This is a genomic window from Hyphomicrobium sp. (assembly GCF_041659645.1).
Classification (GTDB): Bacteria; Pseudomonadota; Alphaproteobacteria; order Rhizobiales; family Hyphomicrobiaceae; genus Hyphomicrobium_B.
In genome coordinates, this window is the sequence record NZ_JBAZXX010000004.1 from 218865 (window position 1) to 237900 (window position 19036).

Consider the following 19036-nt stretch of genomic DNA (forward strand, 5'->3'; position numbering starts at 1 on the left):
CGGCCATGGCCCAAGATCCGAAATACGATCTCCCGACCTACACGCCGACGGCGCGCGGTCTGCATTGGCTGATCGCGCTTCTGATTTTCATTCAGTTGCCCCTCGGATTCTATATGTCGTATCGCGGCAATGAGATGCCGTCGGTCGACGAAAAGGGCGCGCCGGTCAAAGGTGTCTGGGATGCGCTGACCGGATTTCTTTATAGCTCGCACAAGCTCGTCGGGTTGACCGTTTTGGCGCTCGTCGTTCTTCGGTTGCTCTATAGGCTGACGCGCGGCGCCCCGCGGTCCGATCCGACGGTTCCGCCCGCGCTGACAGGCATCAGCCATCTCGTACACTGGGGTCTCTATGCGCTGCTGATCGCAGTTCCGGTGATCGGCTACACTGCGATTTCCTACGGCGATTATCTTGACGTCTTCGGCTTTCACCTTCCAGCCATAACCGAGAAAAACGAAGACCTATCGAAGCAGGTTTTCGAATGGCACGCGATCGGCGCGTTCCTGATCATCGCCTTCGTAACGCTGCATATTGCGGCGGCGATCTACCATCGGGTCGTCCGCAAGGATCGTGTCGTCGAGCGTATGATCCCGAAACGCGTGGCCTGATCCTCGATCGTCGTTACTGAGGCGCCGCGAAAACGTCGATATGCCCGACGAATGCCGCGCTCCTCGGAACATTGACCCAAGCGACGACGGTCTTCTCGTCGACCCCGCCTTCCTCGGTGATGGCGACGGCGTGCCCGCGTATCAATTCCTCGATCAGCATGCGATCGCCGCGTTCGAGCCGCCACGGGCTCTCACCCGAGAGCGCCAGATAGCCGTTGATGCGGAACTGATCGACGAGATGCGAAGCGGCGAGCGGTCCGGCCGCAGGTCCGAAGCCTTTGTCCTTCATTTGGTGGCGTTGAAATGCGGCCGTCATTTGATTGTCGGCTGGCCGGTGCGGCGTCCATTTCTGGAGGCCATTGTACGTCAGCGTCGTGTAGAAGGCGGCCTTCGTCGCAACGACAGCCTTTGAAAGATCGCGGATATAATTTTCCGAGGTCAGATCGAAAAACGCCGACGCAGTAACAAGTCCCGCGCCCTCATCGATAAGCGCCTTCGTGTCGCGCGCAAGATCAGCGGACCTGAAGACAACGCGAATTTTGCGACCGCTCTTTTCAAGCTCCAACGCGTCGCCGTCGGTCGTGTGGCTGTCCGCCCACCGGACGAGCTTCGTCCGCGCCGCTTCGAGCAGAACCGTGTCGCGATCGACAAGCGTCCAGACTTGGCGTGACGGCAAAAGCTGCGCCGTCGCGCGAAGGTTCGCGCCCGTGCCTGCTCCAAGATCGAGAACGCTCAATTCGTCTCTGAGCCCAAGGCGCGCGGAGACGGCATTCGCAACGTCGCCATTGCGGGCGCGCGCGTCGGCGGCCTCGCGCAGGTCCAGCCAGTCGGTTGAAAAATCGTTCAAGGCCTGAGCCCCAGAATAACCGCCGCGAACCGCCGTGCGGTTTCGTGCCAAGTCGGCAAAGTGCGCCCCGCTTCCCATGCTGCATCCGCGAGTTTATCGCGGACCTTTTTATCCGTAAGAGCCCGCTGCAAAGCGGCCGTGAGTTCCGGCACGTTCCCGGCTTCGACATGAAGCGCCGCCGCATCGCCCGCCGTATCGGCCGCAGCGCCCCCGGCAGCTAGCACGATCGGCAAGCCACGCGCCATGGCTTCGGCGAGAACCATGCCGTAGCCCTCGAAAAGCGATGCCGAGACGAAAAGATCGGCGCTCTCATAGAAGCGTTCGAGCGTGGCCGGCACGACCTTCCCCGTCAGCGTCACGCGATCTTCAAGCCCATGCTTGCCGATAGCCGCGTGAAGCGTCTCGACCGCTTGCGCGTGCCTGTCGAGCGCTCCAGCAATCGTCAACCGCCAGTCGATATCCTTGAGAGGTGCCAGGGCTTCGACAAGTAGGTCGTATCCCTTCCGTGGCAGCACCGCGCCGACGGCGAGAATTTGCAGCGGCGCGCCGGTCCCGGTCGCGCGCTGCGCCGGATCCGTCCCGGGCTCCGCGACCGTGATCTTCTCGGCCGACAGCTCCATACGCTCGACGAGGATCCGCTTCGTTGCGCGGCTCGTGACGATGACATGGTTGGCGCGCTTCAACGCGCGTCCTTCGCTGTCTTTCAATTCGACTTTGCGCGCATGAGCCAGACCCGTTTCGAGAAACAGGGGATGATGAACAAGCCCGATCACCCGGCCCTCGATGGCGTCGAGCACGCCATCGGTAAATGCGCCATACGCCAACCCGTCGACAATGAGAACCGAACCGGACGGCCGCGCCGCGATGGCCCGCCGCGTCTCCTCCAGATCGTCGTCCGTCGGATTGGGGAAGGAAGCCGGGAGCGGCAGCACAGAAGCCGGAACGCCGAACGCCGGAAGCAATTCGATGACCCGGCGATCATAGGCGTAACCGCCCGTCGCCGTCTTCAAGTCTCCGGGAATGGCGAATACGGCTTCAGCCACCGATCGGCCCCTCGTAGCTGGCGCGCGCCAGATCCGTTTCCGACAGCGTCACGCGGATGCGCGACAACGTCTTGCCGTCGCCGCCGAGCGCGCCGGATCGGGCGGCATCAGCGATACGATCGAACACGTACTTGCAAAGGAACTCGGTCGTCGTGAGCTGCCCCTTGAACTGGGGCAGTGCGTCGAGATTCTGATAACCGAGTGGGGCGAGCGTCTTGCCGAGAACATCAAGCGCTGCGCCGATATCGACCACGACGTTCTGCTCCGTCAGCTCCTCGCGAAAGAACGCGACGTCGACGACGAAGGTCGCGCCGTGCAGGTTCTGCGCCGGTCCGAAAAACGGATCGGGCAACGAGTGGGCGATCATCATGCGGTTGCGGACTTCGACTGAGAACATGGGGCTTTCTTCACACGGTGAGATTAATAGCGAATGATTGGCGGCAGATCGGACGACTGCCAGATGCGTGGCAATTCGGCCGGTAGATCGTCGAAATGCACCTCGTCTGCGACGAGCGCATCTAGTCGATCGTCATCGAGCAAGGCAATGGCTCGCTGAAGGCGATCGGCGTGTTTCACTTGGGCGCGATGGCTTGGCGCGATATGCCCCACTTGCGACGACACGATTTTCAGCCGCCGGCTGTGGAACGCCCCGCCGAGCTTTACCGTGACGGGCTGCGACCCATACCAGCTCATCTCGACGACCGAACCCTCGAACGCGCACGCGTCGATGGCGGCATCGAGACCGGCACTCGTCGCGCTGGCGTGAAAAACGATCCTGTTGTCTCGCGGCACGTCGGAAGGCGTCACGAATGGGACGCCGAGCGCTTCCGCGTAGCGCGCCCGGCTGGGATCGATGTCTAAGATGGCAACCTCAGTGCCCGCAATCCGTCGTGCGAGATAGGCCGTCAGCAAGCCGACGATTCCCGCTCCGACGACCAGCACGCGATCGCCGAGCGTCGTGCCCGCATCCCAATGGGCGTTGAGCGCCGTTTCGATGTTTGCCGCGAGCACGCCCCGACGCGACGGCACGGAATCGGGAAGCACCGCCAGCATCGTCTCGGGTGCCTGAAAATGATCTTGATGTGGGTGCAACACAAAGGCGCGCTTGCCGACGAGCTTATCGGCGCCAGCGGTGATCACGCCAGTCGCCGAATAGCCGTATTTGACCGGGAATGAGAACTCCCCAGCCTGCAGGGGAGCACGCATCCGAGACCACTCGCTCTCGGGAACCTGTCCGAAAGCGACGAGACGCTCGGTGCCGCGGCTGATTGCGGAGTATTCGGCTGCGATGCGCACTTGGCCAGGAGGCGGCTGAGCGAGGCGTTCGGTCCGAAGCTCCGCCACCCCGGGCTTGACGTACCACAGCGACCGCGCGACCACGATCTGGCCTTGGCTGCGGCGGCTCGGCTTGGCGTTGGGCTCGGAGGAGCTCTGCGGGTCATGCATTGCGAAGGATTTGTCCGTAATGACGATCGATGCCGAGCGCCACGTAATGTCGAAGCCTGATGCGATGACGATGGCCGATGCCGAGAGCCTTACGACCCCCGCTGGGCTGGACGCAAGAGCGACGCTGACACGGCGGCGGCGCATAGCGCTTATGTCGAATGTCGCGACGTGGCTCTTCGTCCTCGTAATCACCGCAAACGCCCTTTCGCACGGCGGCTGGACGATGACGGCGGCGGCCATGGTCGTGTGCCTTGCAATTGCGGCTCCCTGGCCGATTCTAGGTTTCTGGAACGCTGTCATCGGCTTGTGGCAGCTTCATGGGAGCGGCTCGAAATCGAAAGGGCAGGCGACATTTTACGCGGCGGCAGACAATCCGGCTCCAATTACGGTTAACACCGCCGTCCTGATGACGCTTCGCAACGAAGATCCGGCCCGAGCCCTCCTACGCCTCAAGATCGTCAAGGCAAGTCTCGATCGGACATCCGACGCAGCGCGCTTTTCTTATTTCGTGCTGAGCGACAGCGACGGGGACGATATCGTCCGCCAAGAGGAGATATTGATCGAGGCATGGCGCGACGCCGATCCGGATCGCGACCGCATCATCTATCGCCGCCGAACAGAAAATGAAGGCTTCAAAGCCGGCAACGTCCGCGACTTCGCCGTGCGCTGGGGACCGGACTTCGAGCTGATGTTGGCGCTCGACGCCGACAGCCTGATGACCGGCGAGGCCATTGTCGATCTCGTCCGCATCATGCAGGCATATCCGCGTCTCGGCATCCTGCAGAGCCTCGTCGTCGGAACGCCGTCGTCCTCGGCATTCGCGCGCATTTTTCAATTCGGCATGCGCTTAGGAATGCGGACCTACACGATGGGGCAGGCATGGTGGGTCGGCGATTGCGGACCCTTCTGGGGCCATAACGCCCTCGTGCGCATCAAGCCCTATGTCGAGCATTGCCAATTGGACGGTCTTCTCGGCGATAGTCAGATCCTATCGCACGATCAGGTCGAGGCCGTGCTGATGCGCCGTGCAGGCTATGAAGTGCGCGTACTGCCGGTCGAGACCGGGTCCTACGAAGACAATCCGCCCGACCTTCTTGAGTTCATGCGCCGCGACAGCCGCTGGTGCCAGGGTAACCTGCAGTACTTCCGCTTAATTGGATTGCCGGGCTTAAAACCTGTGAGCCGCGTTCAGCTTCTCTGGGCAATATTGATGTTCCTCGGTGTCCCGGCCGGAACGATGTTTGCAGCGCTTTTGCCGGTGATGACCCTGCATGCGCAAAATGTCGCCGACTTCCCGTGGCATGTCGTCGAAATGCTTTACGCGGCGTTGCTCGTGATGCATCTCGCGCCGAAACTCGCCGGCGTTGCCGATGCGGTCATGACGCCGGGTGAGGTTCGCCGCTTCGGAGGCGGCGCAAGATTCGCGCTAAGCGCCGTCACGGAGATTTTGTTTTCGCTGCTTCTTGGGGCCATCACGACAATTCGCACCGCGATCTTTATGATAGCCCTCATGTTGGGGAAATCGATCACCTGGAACGGACAGCAGCGCGATGGCGCCGGGCTCTCGTGGCAAGCGGCGTTCGCGGCGCTATGGCCGCAACTCCTGTTCGGATTGTCTCTCTATTTTGCTCTCGCCGCGATCTCTCCGGCGTTGTTGCTATGGAGCCTGCCGCTGACGGCCGGCTATCTGCTCGCCATCCCATTCGCCGTTTTCACCGCAAGCCCGGGCGTTGGACGTTTTTTTCGCCGCTATGGCATAGCGGGAGTTCCCGAAGATTTCGCGCCACCGATCGAGATCCGGGCCCTTGAGGCTGGACGCTAGCCGCATGGTCTCTCAGGCGTTGCAGGGTGTCATTCGATCATTGCGGATCTATCTCGGCCCCGACGCGCCGCGCGATGCGATGGACAACCTCTATCGCCGTTTCATCGAACCGGGCGGGCTCGTCTTTGACGTCGGCGCGCACGTCGGCGACCGGGTATCCTCGTTTCGCCGACTCGGCGCGCGTGTGATCGCAGTCGAGCCGCAACCGTTGCTGTTCTCGGCGTTGCATCATCTGCACGGCCGCGACCCGCTGGTCGAGATCGTCGATCGCGCAGTCGGTGCCGACGCCGGTATTCGCGAACTCTTCGTCAACACCGCAAATCCGACCGTCTCAACCCTGTCGGAAGATTTCGTCCACCAGGCCGAGGGCGCGCGAGGATGGGAAGATCAGATATGGGACGTTCACATCCCAATCGAGATCGTCACGCTCGATGGTCTTATCGCCCGCTACGGCGTTCCGGATTTCATCAAGATCGACGTCGAAGGCTACGAGGCCGCCGTTTTGCGTGGTCTCTCGCAGCCGGTGAAGGCGCTGTCGTTCGAGTTTACGACAATCGCCCGCGATGTCGCCATGTCCTGCTTTGATCGCCTGTCGGCGCTCGCCGACTATCGCTACAACTGGGCGCTGGGCGAAAGCCAGACGTTGACATTCGATCGCTGGATCTCGGACGCGGAAATGGCCGATCTCCTGAGCAATCTGCCGCACGATGCGAATTCGGGCGACGTCTATGCGATGCTCGCGCCATACTGATCACGACAATGGAATGGGAGTCCTGAATGCTGTCGCATGTTCGCTCGCTTGTTTTGGTTTTGCTCTCGCTCGCGGCGCCTCTCGCATCGGTGCATGCGGCGTCCCTCGATGGTTTGGCCGTCGATGTGGAAAACCAGACCGAACCGGTGCTCTGTGCCGAAAAAGACAACGTCGCGGTCGCATTTTCAAACAAGAACGTTCGCTCGTTCCGTATTGAAGCGGCTCACCCGGTTTATCTTTCGTCCGCCATGCGCAGCAACATCGAGCCGGATTGGACAGCTTGCGATATGTCCAAGGACCCGGTCTATACCGCGCCGGTTCCGCCAAAGAAAATTACCCTCGTTGGAGAGCCGGACTTGTGGCTCGTCGGATATACGTATCCGTCTTTTTGGCGCCCCGCGACGGCAACCGTGCGCATCGGCGACAAATCCTACAGCAACATCCATATGCTTCAGGTTTGGGTTTTAAAAAACGGCCGCGCCGACGAGGTTCTCGTGCTTTACCCGCAGGACGGCTATTGGCGTCCGCGCCCGATGACGCCGCCAAGCATGGATGTCACGGCGTATGGATCGTCATTCCTCATCGGGCCCATCGAAAAAGACGGACGTCCTCTTGTTAAAATCAAGGAGGTTGTTTTCGACCCCGACAAACTCCAGTTCACGCTGACCTTCGAAAGGGGAGGGTCCGCGACGGTGAAGATCGCGAGCGTCGATACCAATCGCATCGCACTTGACGTCGCCTTCGATCGCGGCATCAGCGACAGCCCGTTTGCGATGCTGCGCTCGATGTACGTCACGGAATTTAATAACGACACCGCTCGCATCGCCGTGCGCGAGAAAAGTGCCAAGGCCTGGCGCGAAGACAATATCATGAAGTTCGATCGGGCCAACGCCACGGACATCTGGATTGGCCGGTTGGCGCCATCGCAGCACAATACGACATCGCCCGATGTTGTCTTCAATAGCTTCTCGGACAGCGCCGAGCCGAAGCGGCCGAAGAGCGAGGTGCCGGCCGAGGTTTCGACGAAGCCAATCAAGTAGAGAAAGCGGCTACCATGCAAGCTCCAGCATAGCGCCGATCGCCGGCGGAGCATTCGGACCGAACAGGTCCGAGAGCTTCGTCGCCGAGAGATCGATCCCGTCGACCGTTTCATGGCGATGAATGCCGGACGCGATAAAAAGAGCGTCGCAGCCGTAGTTTTCGGCGCCCTTGATGTCGGTGCGCAGCGCGTCGCCGATGACGAGGATCCGGCTTTTTTCGACGTTGGAGTTGCGAAGCCCTTCAGCCTTGCGGTGCGCGGTCTCGTAGGCGCTAAGATACGGCTTTCCCGCCCAGTACACTTCGCCGCCCATCTGCGCATACAGATCGGCGATCGCGCCCGCGCAATAGAGCAGCGTTCCGCCAACGTCGACAATGAGGTCCGGATTGGCGCAGACGAATGGCAGGCGCTTTTTGAGCGCGCGCGTAAGGTTGGCGCGATAATCTTCCGGTGCTTCCGTCCGATCGTCGTTCAAGCCCGTGCAGATAATAGCTTCCGCATCGTCAAGCCCGACGGAGCGCGCGCGAAGCGCTGAGAACAGCGCTTGATCGCGATCGAGCGGGCCGATGCAATAGAGCCGTTCGAACTTCCTTTCTTCCAAGTGACTAAGTGCGATATCGCCGGACGAAACGATGTCGTCCCACGCGCCTCTCGGTACATGGCGGCTATCGAGCATGTCGGAAACACGCTTCTTCGGAACCGGCGCGTTTGAAACCAGGATGACCGTGCCGCCGCCGGTACGAAAGGTTTCAAGCGCTCGGCACGCGCCTTCGAACGCCGTCATGCCGTTATGAACGACGCCCCATACGTCGCAGAAAACGACGTCGTAATGCGCCAAGATCGGCCCGGCGTGCATCAAGATTGGTGGAACCTCGGACGCGTGGCGGTGCGATGATGTTGGCAAGCTTTGTTCCGATTAATTGCAATGCGCCAGCGGCCCGAACGCGCTGCGACAGAAGTTGACGATCAGTTAAAGGTCCATCAACCATCGATCAAGAACATTCCGGTATACTCTCGTCTTTTCGCGCCGCCACGCCATCCGCAAATTTCTGAGACGCCCGATCCGATGACTGGCGGAAACGCCAGTAGTTGGTCCAGAAATCTATACGCAGAATATCATCGAATTATATCTTCAATTACTCGCAACTCTTATTAAGGCAATAAGCTCAAGATCGATCGCTCTTTCGTGCGCGATCTTGGAACTCCGCAAGGGAACGACTGCATGGCGATCGTTCAATCGGTCGCCGGGCTGGCGAAACGTCTGCGCATGAGGACAGTCGTCGAGGGCATCGAGACGGCGGATCAGTTCGACCTGATCTCGAGTGCGGGTTGCGAAGAATGCAGGGCTTCTATTTCAGCAAGCCCGTACCGGTCGGCGAGATCGAAGCGGTGCTGTTGCACTGTCAGTCTCTGTTTTCGCCGCCACTCGCCAAGTCGGCGTGACCGGTGGTCTAAGGCGCTTTTCTTGAATCCAAATAACGCTATAACTGCGGGAGCTTGGCCCGCTGGGGAAGTCTCGCAATGAGCGCGTTGTTTTCGCCGTTTTCGGTGCGGGATCTCACGTTGCGTAACCGCATCGTGATTTCCCCGATGTGCCAGTATTCGGCGGAAGGCGGCAAGCCGAACAACTGGCACTTGATGCACCTTCTCAATCTCGCGGTGTCCGGAGCTGGCCTGCTCTGTGTCGAGGGAACGGCTGTCGAGCCGATCGGCAGGATCACCCCCGCCGACCTCGGACTTTGGGATGATGAGACGGAAACCGCTTTCAGGCCTGCCATCGAAGCGATACGAAAATATTCCAATATCGCCGTCGCGGTGCAACTCGCGCACGCGGGTCGCAAGGGATCGAGCCACGTGCCGTGGAACGGCGGTGCGCTCATTCCGTCTTCAGACGGCGGTTGGCAGACCGTCGCGCCTTCGGCTTTGGAGCACAAGGCCGGCGAGGAGAAGCCGCTGGCGCTCGATACAGAAGGTATGGACCGCATTCGAATTGCGTTCGCCGAAGCTGCACAGCGCGCTGATCGGCTTGGCTTCGACGCGATCGAAATTCATGGCGCGCACGGCTATCTCATCCACGAATTCCTGTCGCCTCTCGCCAATCGGCGAACCGACGCGTACGGCGGCTCGCTGGAAAATCGTCTCCGCTATCCGCTCGAAATTTTCGATGCCGTGCGCGCTGCTTTCCCCGTGCATAAACCCGTCGGCATCAAAGTTTCGGCGACGGATTGGGTCGACGGCGGCTGGGACCTTCCCCAAACGATCGCATTCGCCAATGAACTTAAGACGCGCGGCGTCGATTGGATCACGGCCTCGTCGGCGGGAGTCTCTCCGTTGCAGAAGATCGCGGCGGGACCGAACTACCAGTTGCCGTTCGCGGAGGGCATCAAGACATCCTCAGAGACGAACACAATCGCGGTCGGACTGATAACGGATGCGCGGCAAGCCGAAGACATCATCGCGTCCGGCAAAGCCGATCTCGTCGCTCTCGCCCGCGCCATGCTTTATGATCCGCGCTGGCCATGGCACGCGGCAGCGGAACTCGGCGCGACTGTCGAGGCGCCGCCGCCGTATTGGCGCTCGCAGCCGCGCGGGCTTGAAGGATTGTTCGGAAAGACGGTCTCTGGACTGCGTTAGGCGTTGCTGGAACATCCGCCGATTTATCGCTTCCTCTGTCGTCACAAGACAGAGAGTCACGTTAGCTTGCGCGGATGTCCGGTATCATGCCGGATGCCCGGATAATCGACGCTCGGTATCAAGCCGAACGAAATGAGAGGATGCGCCATGCTTGTCGTGACGACGAACGAGATTCAGGGATACCGCATAGTCCGCCACCTCGGATTGGTGCGCGGGTTGACCGTCCGCTCACGTAGTGTCGTCGGCAACCTCGGTGCCGCGATTCAGATTTTCTTCGGCGGCAATATCTCCGTCTATACCAAGCTCGCCGAGCAGGCTCGGCAGGAAGCCTTCGATCTCCTCGTCGAGCACGCGCACAGTATGGGGGCCAACGCTGTCATCGCGATGCGTTACGACGCCAACGAAATCGCGGCGGCGGTGACGGAAGTTCTGGCCTACGGATCGGCTGTCGTCATCGAGCCGGTCGCCGGATCGGGCTCGGGAACGGCTGAAATCAGCGGCCCTTGGACCGGCGCGGCCGCCGGCCGCTGAAAAAATACGGGTGGCGGCTCCGTCCACTCGAAAAAAGGCATGACCGGGGCTGACAAGGCCTCAAACTTCGGTTAAGGGTTCGGCCCCGAAAGAGGCTGCTCGACGAACGGGCTCGCGCCCGTGTCGGTCTAGGGGTGTAGCTCAATTGGTAGAGCGTCGGTCTCCAAAACCGAAGGTCGGGGGTTCGAGACCCTCCGCCCCTGCCAGCCTCGTGGAGTTTGATCTGCCGACCGGCCCCGGTAAATGCCGAGGTCGGGTGCGGCATGTTGCCGCTTATGCACACGGAAAGCAGTTTTGATGGCGAAGTTCAATCCCATAACCTTTATGCAAGAAGTTCGGCAGGAAGTCGCGAAGGTAACTTGGCCGACTTGGAAAGAGGTGTGGATCACGACTTTGATGGTGCTCATCATGGTCGCGCTCGCCTCTGTTTTCTTTTTGCTGGTCGATCAGGCGCTGAGCCACATCGTGCGTTTGGTCTTAGGGGTGGGCACCTGAGTTTGGCTCGCATATTCGTTTTAGGTGACGCGCCAGAGGGCCTTTAAGAATGGTTGTCGCGCAAGAACGCGAAGAAAAAACGACGGTTGCCGGTACGCGCTGGTACATCGTCCACGCTTACACAAATTTCGAACGCAAGGTGGCTGACGCTATCCGCGAGCGCGCGAAAGCGGGCGGCCTTGACAGTCTCTTCGAAGAGATCGTGGTCCCGACGGAAGAAGTCGTTGAGATCAAGCGCGGCCGGAAGATTCCGACGGAACGGAAGTTTCTGCCGGGTTACGTGCTCGTCAAAATGAAAATGACGGACGCGGCGTTCGTGATGATCAAGAACACGCCGAAGGTGACCGGTTTTCTCGGTGCGGACAACAAGCCGATGCCGATCCCCGAAGCCGAGGCGATGCGCATCTTGAATCAGGTCAAGGAAGGCGTCGAGCGGCCGAAGCCGACGATCACCTTCGAGATCGGAGAGAACGTCAAAGTGGCCGATGGCCCGTTCGCATCGTTCATGGGCATCGTCGAGGAAGTCGACGAGGAGCGCTCTCGTGTGAAGGTCGCGGTTTCGATCTTCGGACGTCCGACGCCGGTCGAGCTTGAATTTTCGCAGGTCGAGAAAGTGCCGGCCTGACGTGCCGCTTGGCGCATTAGGTGCCTGACGCGCCATTTAGCGCATTGGGCGATTGAGAATTCCGGCGGCATGCCGCCGGAGCCCGCATCGGGACTTGGATTTCGGTGCGGTGATGTGCGGGAGGATTGGCTGTCCCTTTGGGGAGTCGGTCCGTTGAACCGCTAACCCTGAGCATCGCGCCGTGTGGGCGCGGGCTCTAACATCGAAGGGGAATTATGGCGAAGAAAATTGACGGCTTTATCAATCTTCAGGTACCGGCAGGTGCGGCCAATCCGTCGCCGCCTATCGGTCCCGCGCTTGGTCAGCGCGGCGTGAATATCATGGAATTCTGCAAGTCCTTCAACGCAAAAACGAAGGACCTCGAGCAGGGTACACCGATTCCGGTGAAGATCACGGTCTACTCGGATCGTTCTTTCACCTTCGAGATGCGTCAGCCGCCGGCAACGTACCTCATCAAGAAGGCCGCTGGCCTACGCCCGACGGGCAAGGGTGGTCAGGGCTCGAAAGAGCCGGGCCGCATCGTTGCCGGTCAGGTCACGATCGATCAGCTTAAAGAGATTGCTAAGGGCAAGCTCAAGGACATGAACACCGACGACATCGATGCCGCCGCTCGCACGCTTGCGGGTAGCGCGCGTTCGATGGGTCTCAAGGTGGTGGAGTAAGTCCGATGGCAAAAGCTCAAATCAGCGCTGAGAAGATCAAGGAAACACGCGAAGCCGGTGGCAAGCGCATGCTCATCGTCAAGCAGGGCCTGCCCGCGGGCAAGTCCTACGATGTCGACGAGGCCGTAAAGATCATCAAGGAGCGCGCCAAGGCGAAGTTCGATGAGACGATCGAAGTCGCCGTCAACCTCGGCGTCGATCCCAAGCACGCCGACCAGATGGTCCGTGGCGTCTGCAACCTTCCGAACGGCTCGGGCCGGACGGCGCGCGTTGCGGTGTTCGCTCGTGGCGCCAAGGCGGAAGAGGCCAAGGCTGCTGGCGCGGACATCGTCGGCGCTGAAGACCTCGTCGAGATCGTCTCGAAGGGCACGATCAACTTCGATCGCTGCATCGCGACGCCGGACATGATGGGCCTCGTTGGCCGTCTCGGTAAGGTCTTGGGCCCGCGTGGCATGATGCCGAACCCGCGTGTCGGCACCGTCACGATGGACGTCGTTGGCGCCGTCAAGGGCGCGAAGGGCGGCTCGGTCGAATTCCGTGTCGAGAAGGCCGGCATCGTTCACGCCGGCGTCGGCAAGGCGAGCTTCACCGCAGAAGCCTTGGTCCAGAACATCAAGGCGTTCGTCGACGCGGTCGTCAAGGCCAAGCCGACGGGTTCAAAGGGCACGTACCTCAAGAAGGTATCGTTGTCCTCGACGATGGGGCCGGGCTTGAAGCTCGAGACGTCATCCGTCGCGTCGGGACCGGTCGTTTAAGTTTCAAGAATTCCGGGGCAACCCGGAAAACCCTGGACCGGGGCGGTGACGCTTCGGTCTAGCACTGTCCGAGATTGTAGGTGCCGATCCGGCTTGCCGGTGACGCCTAAGTTTCTCTTCCGGGAGAGCCTGCATGAGACAGAAGTGGATCGGATTTGGGGCGAAAGCCTTTCGTCCGGTTTGAACCTTCTGGGTCAGCACCGTGCCGCTTTTACTCGCGGTCCACGGGAACGAGGACAGACCAAGCGTCGCCCGATCCTTCACCGGAGAAGGCGGCAAAGGTGCAACCCGCGGGGCTTCGCGAATGAAGCCTCGCAGCAAGGAGACGAGACGTGGATAGAGCCGCGAAACGTGAGCTCATCGATCATCTCCACAGCGTGCTGAAGAGCACGGGTGTGGTTGTGGTCGCCCACAACACCGGCATGGTGGCCGCTCAATCCGCAGATTTCCGCAAGCGCGTCAAAGACGCCGGCGGTTCTGTGAAGGTCACCAAGAACAAGCTGGCGCAACTCGCACTCAAGGATACCGACGCCGAGAAGCTTTCTGATCTTATGACAGGGCCGACCATTTTGGCCTTCTCGAAAGACCCGATCGCTGCGGCGAAGGCTGCCGTCACGTATGCCAAGGGTAACGACAAGCTCGTGATCCTCGGCGGCGCGATGGGCAAGACCATCCTTGACGCGAAAGGCGTTCAGGCTCTCGCCGAGCTGCCGTCGCTTGATGAACTGCGTGCCAAGATCATCGGTCTCTTGAATGCTCCGGCGACGAAAATCGCCCGGACCATCAAGGAACCCGGTGCCAAACTGGCCCGCGTCATTCAGGCCAAGGCGTCGAAGGAAGAGGCCGCAGCCTAACCGTCGAAGTTGTGGGGCTTTGAGCCCTCGAAAAGCACGCGCAGCACGGCCCAGAGGGGGTGCTGCAATTCAACCACTAGGTTCAAATCGGAAGGATACTATATATGTCGAAGATCGAAAAAATCGTTGATGACCTGTCGAGCCTCACAGTGCTCGAAGCGGCTGAACTCGCGAAGATGCTGGAAGAGAAGTGGGGCGTATCGGCTGCTGCAGCCGTTGCGGTCGCTGCTCCTGCCGGGGGCGCTGCCGCTGCGCCTGTTGAAGAGCAGACGGAGTTCACCGTTATCCTGAAGTCGGGTGGCGACAAGAAGATCAACGTCATCAAGGAAGTTCGCGCCATCACGGGTCTCGGCCTGAAGGAAGCCAAGGACCTCGTCGAGGCCGGTGGCAAGGCCGTGAAGGAAGGCGTCTCGAAGGACGAAGCCGCGAAACTCAAGAAGCAGCTTGAGGATCAGGGCGCCGTCGTCGAGGTCAAGTAATCGATCATTGGCACTGGCTGGGTCGCTCCCGGCCGGTGCCGATGTTTGTGCATATCGTGCCTGGCGGCCGGCTCCCCAAAGGAGAGTCCCAGGCGCAAAGCAAAGACGGTTTTCCGGAGGGTCCGGGGTTCGCCAGAGCCTCAAAAGGACCCTCCGGTGAACCGTTTCAAGAGGTCCCAGTTTCCCAGGGACCCTGAACGCGTCGCATTAGGATCGCGGGCCTGCCCGCAAACGAGAGCACGAAGGGACCGAAATGGCTCAAACCCTCACCAGCCGCAAGCGCCTCCGGAAGCAGTTTGGTTCTATTGGCGAAGTCGCGGAGATGCCGAACCTCATTGAGGTTCAGAAAGCATCCTACGATGACTTCTTGATGGTCAAGGAGCCTCCGGGCGGCAGGTCGGACGATTTCGGCCTGCAGTCGGTGTTCAGGGGCGTTTTCCCGATCTCCGATTTTGCCGGCAAGTCGACGCTGGAATTCGTCAGCTACGAGTTCGAGCCGCCGAAATTCGACACCGACGAGTGCATGCAGCGCGACATGACGTACGCGGCACCGCTTAAGGTCAAGCTGCGCCTCATCGTGTTCGACGTGAACGAAGAGACGGGCTCGAAGTCGATCAAGGACGTCAAGGAGCAGGACGTCTACATGGGCGACATGCCGCTCATGACGTTGAACGGTACCTTCATCATCAACGGCACCGAGCGTGTGATCGTCTCGCAGATGCACCGCTCGCCGGGCGTCTTCTTCGATCACGACCGCGGCAAGACCCACTCGTCGGGCAAGCTGTTGTTCGCGGCCCGCATCATTCCGTACCGTGGTTCGTGGCTCGACTTCGAGTTCGACGCCAAGGACAACGTCTATGTCCGTATCGATCGCCGCCGCAAGTTGCCGGTGACGACGATGCTTTATGCGCTCGGCCTCGACGACGAGGAAATCCTCGGGCACTTCTACAAGCACATCCCGATCAAGGAATCGAAGCGCGGCTGGAAAATGCCGTACCTCGCCGAGAAGTTCCGCGGCGTGACCCCGCAGTCGGACATCGCCGATGCAAAAACCGGCGAAGTGATCGCTCGCGCGACCGAGAAGATCACTGCCCGGCGCTCGCGTGAGATTGCCGAGAGCGGCGTGAAGGAAATCCTGATCTCCGCCGAAGATCTCGCGGGCCGCTTCATCGCCGAAGACATCATCGACCATGAGACCGGCAAGATCTTCGCGGAAGCCGGCGACGAGCTCGACGCGAACCTTTTGGCTGAACTTAAGGAAGTGAAGGTCAAGGAATTCCATATCCTCGACATCGATTACGTCAACGTCGGCGCCTTCATCCGCAACACGTTGAACATCGACAAGAACGCCAATCAGCAGGAAGCGTTGATGGACGTCTACCGGGTCATGCGCCCGGGCGAGCCGCCGACCATCGAAGCGGCGACCGCGTTGTTCCACGGCCTGTTCTTCGATCCGGAACGTTTCGACCTCTCGGCCGTCGGCCGCGTGAAAATGAACATGCGCCTCGAACTCGACGCGCCGGATACGATGCGCGTATTGCGCCGTGAGGACATCCTCGCGGTCGTGAAGACGCTTGTCGATCTGCGCGACGGCAAGGGCGAAATCGACGACATCGACCACTTGGGCAACCGTCGCGTTCGTTCCGTCGGCGAGCTGATGGAGAACCAGTATCGCGTTGGCCTGCTCCGCATGGAGCGCGCCATCAAGGAGCGTATGTCATCCGTCGATATCGACACGGTGATGCCGCAGGACTTGATCAACGCCAAACCGGCGGCGGCGGCAGTGCGCGAATTCTTCGGTTCGTCGCAGCTCTCCCAGTTCATGGACCAGACGAACCCGCTGTCCGAGATCACCCACAAGCGCCGTCTCTCGGCGCTTGGACCGGGCGGCTTGACGCGTGAACGCGCGGGCTTCGAAGTCCGCGACGTCCATCCGACGCACTACGGCCGCATCTGCCCGATCGAAACGCCGGAAGGCCCGAACATCGGTCTGATCAACTCGCTCGCGACGTTCGCGCGCGTGAACAAGTACGGCTTCATCGAGAGCCCGTACCGCAAGGTGGCCAATGCCAAGGTGACGGATGAGGTCGTGTATCTCTCCGCCATGGAAGAGATGCGCCATCACGTGGCGCAGGCGAATGCCGTCATCGATGCCAAGGGCAAGCTCACGGAAGACCTCGTCACGGTCCGCCATAACGGCGACGTCATGCTCGTTCCGACGGACAAGGTCGATTACATCGACGTGTCGCCGAAGCAGCTCGTGTCGGTTGCGGCGGCGCTCATCCCGTTCCTCGAGAACGACGACGCCAACCGCGCTCTGATGGGCTCGAACATGCAGCGTCAGGCCGTGCCGCTGATCAAGGCGGAAGCGCCGCTGGTCGGCACCGGCATGGAAGAGCGTGTGGCGCAGGATTCGGGCGCAGCGATTGCGGCACGCCGCACGGGTGTCGTCGACCAGGTCGACTCGACCCGTATCGTTATTCGTGCAACCGAAGAAGCGGATCCGTCGAAGCCGGGCGTCGATATTTATCGTCTTCGCAAGTTCCAGCGTTCGAACCAGAACACCTGCATCAACCAGCGGCCGCTGATCAACGTCGGCGACCATGTGAAGGCCGGCGACATCATCGCGGACGGTCCCTCGACCGAACTCGGCGAACTCGCGCTCGGCAAGAACGTGCTCGTCGCGTTCATGCCGTGGATGGGCTACAACTTCGAAGACTCGATCCTGATGAACGAGCGCGTCGTCTCCGAAGACGTGTTCACCTCGATCCACATCGAGGAATTCGAGGTCATGGCTCGCGATACCAAGCTCGGGCCTGAGGAAATTACGCGCGATATTCCCAACGTCTCGGAAGAAGCGCTGAAGAACCTCGACGAAGCCGGCATCGTCTACATCGGCGCCGAAGTTCATCCGGGCGACATTCTGGTCGGCAAGATCACGCCGAAGGGCGAAAGCCCGATGACGCCGGAAGAAAAGCTTCTGCGCGCCATCTTCGGTGAGAAGGCGTCGGATGTTCGCGATACCTCGCTCCGTTTGCCGCCGGGCGTCGCCGGAACTATCGTCGAAGTGCGCGTCTTCAATCGCCACGGCGTCGAGAAGGACGAGCGCGCAATGGCGATCGAGCGCGAGGAGATCGAGCGTCTCGCGAAGGACCGTGACGACGAATTGCAGATCCTCGACCGTAACGTCTATGCGCGCCTCAAAGACGCGTTGATGGGCAAGGAAGTCGCCAAGGGTCCGAAGAACGCCCGCAAGGGTACGATCATCGACAACGTGATCCTCGACGACATTCCGCGCAGCCAGTGGTGGGAAATCGGTCTTGCCAACGAGAAGGCGCAGGCCGAGGTCGAAGCCATCCAGAAGCAATACGAAGACGCCAAGAAGGGCTTGGGTCTCCGTTTCGCCGACAAGGTCGACAAGCTGCAGCGCGGCGACGAGCTGCCGCCGGGCGTGATGAAGATGGTCAAGGTCTTCGTCGCGGTTAAGCGCAAAATCCAGCCGGGCGATAAGATGGCCGGCCGTCACGGCAACAAGGGCGTCGTTTCGATGATCGTCCCGTCGGAAGACATGCCGTTCCTCGAAGACGGCACGCCGGTCGACGTCGTTCTGAACCCGCTCGGCGTGCCGAGCCGTATGAACGTCGGACAGATCCTCGAAACGCACATGGGCTGGGCGTGCCGTGGTCTCGGCCGTCTGATCGACGATGCGCTGCATCAGTTCCACGAGAGCGGCCAGGCGCAGGCTCTCCGGGACCAGATGGTTCGCGTCTACGGTCAGGACGTCATCAAGACGTCGCTGAAGGACGAAGACCTCATCGCCGTTGCCGAGAATCTGCGGACGGGCGTCCCAATCGCGACACCGGTGTTCGACGGCGCGCGCGAAAAGGACATCGTCGAGATGTTGCAGCTCGCGGGCTTCGATACCTCGGGCCAGGTGACGTTGTTCGACGGCCGCACGGGCGAACCTTTCGATCGCAAGGTGACGGTTGGCTACAAGTACGTTCTGAAGCTGCATCACCTTGTCGACGACAAGATCCACGCTCGCTCGATCGGTCCGTACTCGCTCGTCACTCAGCAGCCGCTGGGCGGTAAGGCGCAGTTCGGCGGCCAGCGCTTCGGCGAAATGGAGGTTTGGGCGCTCGAAGCTTACGGCGCCGCCTACACGCTGCAGGAAATGCTGACCGTGAAGTCGGACGACGTCGCTGGCCGCACGAAGGTCTACGAGGCGATCGTCCGTGGCGACGACGCGTTCGAGGCCGGCGTTCCGGAAAGCTTTAACGTCTTGGTCAAGGAAATGCGCGCGCTCGGCCTGAACGTCGAGCTCGTCAATAGCATGGTGCCGCAGATCGAAGCTGAGAACGATCAGCAGCCGGAAGCGCCACTGGCGCAGCTTCCGCCGGCGGCCGAATAACGAATAGCGAAGACGGCCTCCGCCCTTTCGTAAGGGG

At 60.8% G+C, this 19036-nt stretch carries 18 protein-coding genes, 1 tRNA gene and 1 pseudogene; 15 read left to right on the forward strand and 5 right to left on the reverse strand.

The genetic code is table 11. The annotated features are described in order from the left end of the window. Positions 1–5 precede the first annotated feature (5 nt). The gene (locus WC811_RS15385) at positions 6–605 is read left to right on the forward strand and encodes a cytochrome b (RefSeq protein ID WP_372646205.1); all 600 of its coding nucleotides are present in this window, start codon (positions 6–8) and stop codon (positions 603–605) included. Positions 606–618: 13 nt separating this feature from the next. On the opposite strand, the gene WC811_RS15390 is transcribed toward WC811_RS15385, so the two are convergent. The 4 genes from WC811_RS15390 to WC811_RS15405 are packed head-to-tail and all read right to left on the reverse strand — an operon-like array spanning position 619 to position 3941. Further along, entirely contained in the window at positions 619–1452 is an 834-nt protein-coding gene (locus WC811_RS15390; protein ID WP_372646206.1) for a methyltransferase domain-containing protein, read from the reverse strand. Beyond that, complete coding sequence (locus tag WC811_RS15395) at positions 1449–2495, reverse strand: glycosyltransferase family 4 protein (protein WP_372646207.1); 1047 nt, start codon at positions 2493–2495, stop codon at positions 1449–1451. Before WC811_RS15395 ends, WC811_RS15390 begins: the two co-directional genes overlap by 4 nt. Further along, complete coding sequence (locus WC811_RS15400; protein ID WP_372646208.1) at positions 2488–2892, reverse strand: 6-pyruvoyl tetrahydropterin synthase family protein; 405 nt, start codon at positions 2890–2892, stop codon at positions 2488–2490. The genes WC811_RS15395 and WC811_RS15400 overlap by 8 nt, the downstream gene beginning before the upstream one ends. A 23-nt stretch (positions 2893–2915) precedes the next feature. After that, complete coding sequence (locus tag WC811_RS15405; RefSeq protein ID WP_372646209.1) at positions 2916–3941, reverse strand: zinc-binding alcohol dehydrogenase; 1026 nt, start codon at positions 3939–3941, stop codon at positions 2916–2918. 19 nt (positions 3942–3960) lie between these two features. Here WC811_RS15405 and mdoH point away from each other — a divergent pair, with 19 nt between their 5' ends. The 3 genes from mdoH to WC811_RS15420 are packed head-to-tail and all read left to right on the forward strand — an operon-like array spanning position 3961 to position 7554. Beyond that, positions 3961–5763, forward strand: a complete 1803-nt coding sequence (gene mdoH, locus WC811_RS15410; RefSeq protein WP_372646210.1) for a glucans biosynthesis glucosyltransferase MdoH — start codon at positions 3961–3963, stop codon at positions 5761–5763. A gap of 4 nt (positions 5764–5767) precedes the next feature. Then, positions 5768–6514 (forward strand): FkbM family methyltransferase, encoded by a 747-nt coding sequence (locus WC811_RS15415; protein WP_372646211.1) that lies wholly within the window; start codon positions 5768–5770, stop codon positions 6512–6514. A 26-nt stretch (positions 6515–6540) separates the two neighbouring features. Further along, positions 6541–7554: a hypothetical protein gene (locus tag WC811_RS15420; protein ID WP_372646212.1), complete on the forward strand. Its 1014-nt coding sequence runs from the start codon at positions 6541–6543 to the stop codon at positions 7552–7554. Between the two features lie 9 nt (positions 7555–7563). On the opposite strand, the gene WC811_RS15425 is transcribed toward WC811_RS15420, so the two are convergent. After that, entirely contained in the window at positions 7564–8457 is an 894-nt protein-coding gene (locus WC811_RS15425; protein WP_372646213.1) for a TIGR01459 family HAD-type hydrolase, read from the reverse strand. Between the two features lie 267 nt (positions 8458–8724). Between WC811_RS15425 and WC811_RS15430 the strand changes: the two are divergent. From WC811_RS15430 to rpoB, 11 genes and pseudogenes are all read left to right on the forward strand, one after another. Then, positions 8725–8877, forward strand: a pseudogene (locus WC811_RS15430) (hypothetical protein); the annotation flags it as partial. A 197-nt stretch (positions 8878–9074) separates the two neighbouring features. Beyond that, positions 9075–10187 carry an NADH:flavin oxidoreductase/NADH oxidase gene (locus tag WC811_RS15435; protein ID WP_372646214.1) on the forward strand — a complete coding sequence of 371 codons (1113 nt, stop codon included), beginning with the start codon at positions 9075–9077 and terminating at the stop codon, positions 10185–10187. Between the two features lie 147 nt (positions 10188–10334). Next, positions 10335–10718, forward strand: a complete 384-nt coding sequence (locus tag WC811_RS15440) for a YbjQ family protein (protein WP_372646215.1) — start codon at positions 10335–10337, stop codon at positions 10716–10718. A gap of 130 nt (positions 10719–10848) precedes the next feature. Further along, a tRNA-Trp gene (locus tag WC811_RS15445) sits at positions 10849–10924 on the forward strand. Positions 10925–11015: 91 nt separating this feature from the next. Beyond that, positions 11016–11213, forward strand: a complete 198-nt coding sequence (gene secE / locus WC811_RS15450; protein ID WP_013948205.1) for a preprotein translocase subunit SecE — start codon at positions 11016–11018, stop codon at positions 11211–11213. A gap of 49 nt (positions 11214–11262) precedes the next feature. Continuing rightward, positions 11263–11838, forward strand: a complete 576-nt coding sequence (gene nusG, locus WC811_RS15455) for a transcription termination/antitermination protein NusG (protein ID WP_372646216.1) — start codon at positions 11263–11265, stop codon at positions 11836–11838. A gap of 215 nt (positions 11839–12053) precedes the next feature. Next, positions 12054–12500, forward strand: a complete 447-nt coding sequence (gene rplK, locus WC811_RS15460; protein WP_372646217.1) for a 50S ribosomal protein L11 — start codon at positions 12054–12056, stop codon at positions 12498–12500. A gap of 68 nt (positions 12501–12568) precedes the next feature. Then, positions 12569–13255 (forward strand): 50S ribosomal protein L1, encoded by a 687-nt coding sequence (gene rplA, locus WC811_RS15465; protein ID WP_372646736.1) that lies wholly within the window; start codon positions 12569–12571, stop codon positions 13253–13255. A gap of 332 nt (positions 13256–13587) precedes the next feature. Continuing rightward, on the forward strand, positions 13588–14109 hold the full coding sequence (rplJ, locus tag WC811_RS15470) for a 50S ribosomal protein L10 (protein ID WP_372646218.1): 522 nt from the start codon (positions 13588–13590) through the stop codon (positions 14107–14109). 104 nt (positions 14110–14213) lie between these two features. Continuing rightward, complete coding sequence (rplL, locus tag WC811_RS15475; protein ID WP_372646219.1) at positions 14214–14588, forward strand: 50S ribosomal protein L7/L12; 375 nt, start codon at positions 14214–14216, stop codon at positions 14586–14588. 253 nt (positions 14589–14841) lie between these two features. Continuing rightward, a complete protein-coding gene (rpoB, locus tag WC811_RS15480) occupies positions 14842–18999 on the forward strand; it encodes a DNA-directed RNA polymerase subunit beta (RefSeq protein WP_372646220.1) in 4158 nt (1385 codons plus the stop codon). The last annotated feature ends 37 nt before the right edge of the window (positions 19000–19036 follow it).

Excerpts from the sequence above, each read along its gene's own strand:
- mdoH (WP_372646210.1), top strand. The coding sequence starts at position 3,961 with ATGACGATCGATGCCGAGCGCCACGTAATGTCGAAGCCTGATGCGATG.
- rplL (WP_372646219.1), top strand. The coding sequence starts at position 14,214 with ATGTCGAAGATCGAAAAAATCGTTGATGACCTGTCGAGCCTCACAGTG.
- secE (WP_013948205.1), top strand. The coding sequence starts at position 11,016 with ATGGCGAAGTTCAATCCCATAACCTTTATGCAAGAAGTTCGGCAGGAA.
- nusG (WP_372646216.1), top strand. The coding sequence starts at position 11,263 with ATGGTTGTCGCGCAAGAACGCGAAGAAAAAACGACGGTTGCCGGTACG.
- rplK (WP_372646217.1), top strand. The coding sequence starts at position 12,054 with ATGGCGAAGAAAATTGACGGCTTTATCAATCTTCAGGTACCGGCAGGT.
- rpoB (WP_372646220.1), top strand. The coding sequence starts at position 14,842 with ATGGCTCAAACCCTCACCAGCCGCAAGCGCCTCCGGAAGCAGTTTGGT.
- WC811_RS15405 (WP_372646209.1), bottom strand. The coding sequence starts at position 3,941 with ATGCATGACCCGCAGAGCTCCTCCGAGCCCAACGCCAAGCCGAGCCGC.
- WC811_RS15440 (WP_372646215.1), top strand. The coding sequence starts at position 10,335 with ATGCTTGTCGTGACGACGAACGAGATTCAGGGATACCGCATAGTCCGC.
- WC811_RS15385 (WP_372646205.1), top strand. The coding sequence starts at position 6 with ATGGCCCAAGATCCGAAATACGATCTCCCGACCTACACGCCGACGGCG.
- WC811_RS15420 (WP_372646212.1), top strand. The coding sequence starts at position 6,541 with ATGCTGTCGCATGTTCGCTCGCTTGTTTTGGTTTTGCTCTCGCTCGCG.
- WC811_RS15415 (WP_372646211.1), top strand. The coding sequence starts at position 5,768 with ATGGTCTCTCAGGCGTTGCAGGGTGTCATTCGATCATTGCGGATCTAT.
- WC811_RS15435 (WP_372646214.1), top strand. The coding sequence starts at position 9,075 with ATGAGCGCGTTGTTTTCGCCGTTTTCGGTGCGGGATCTCACGTTGCGT.
- WC811_RS15400 (WP_372646208.1), bottom strand. The coding sequence starts at position 2,892 with ATGTTCTCAGTCGAAGTCCGCAACCGCATGATGATCGCCCACTCGTTG.
- rplA (WP_372646736.1), top strand. The coding sequence starts at position 12,569 with ATGCTCATCGTCAAGCAGGGCCTGCCCGCGGGCAAGTCCTACGATGTC.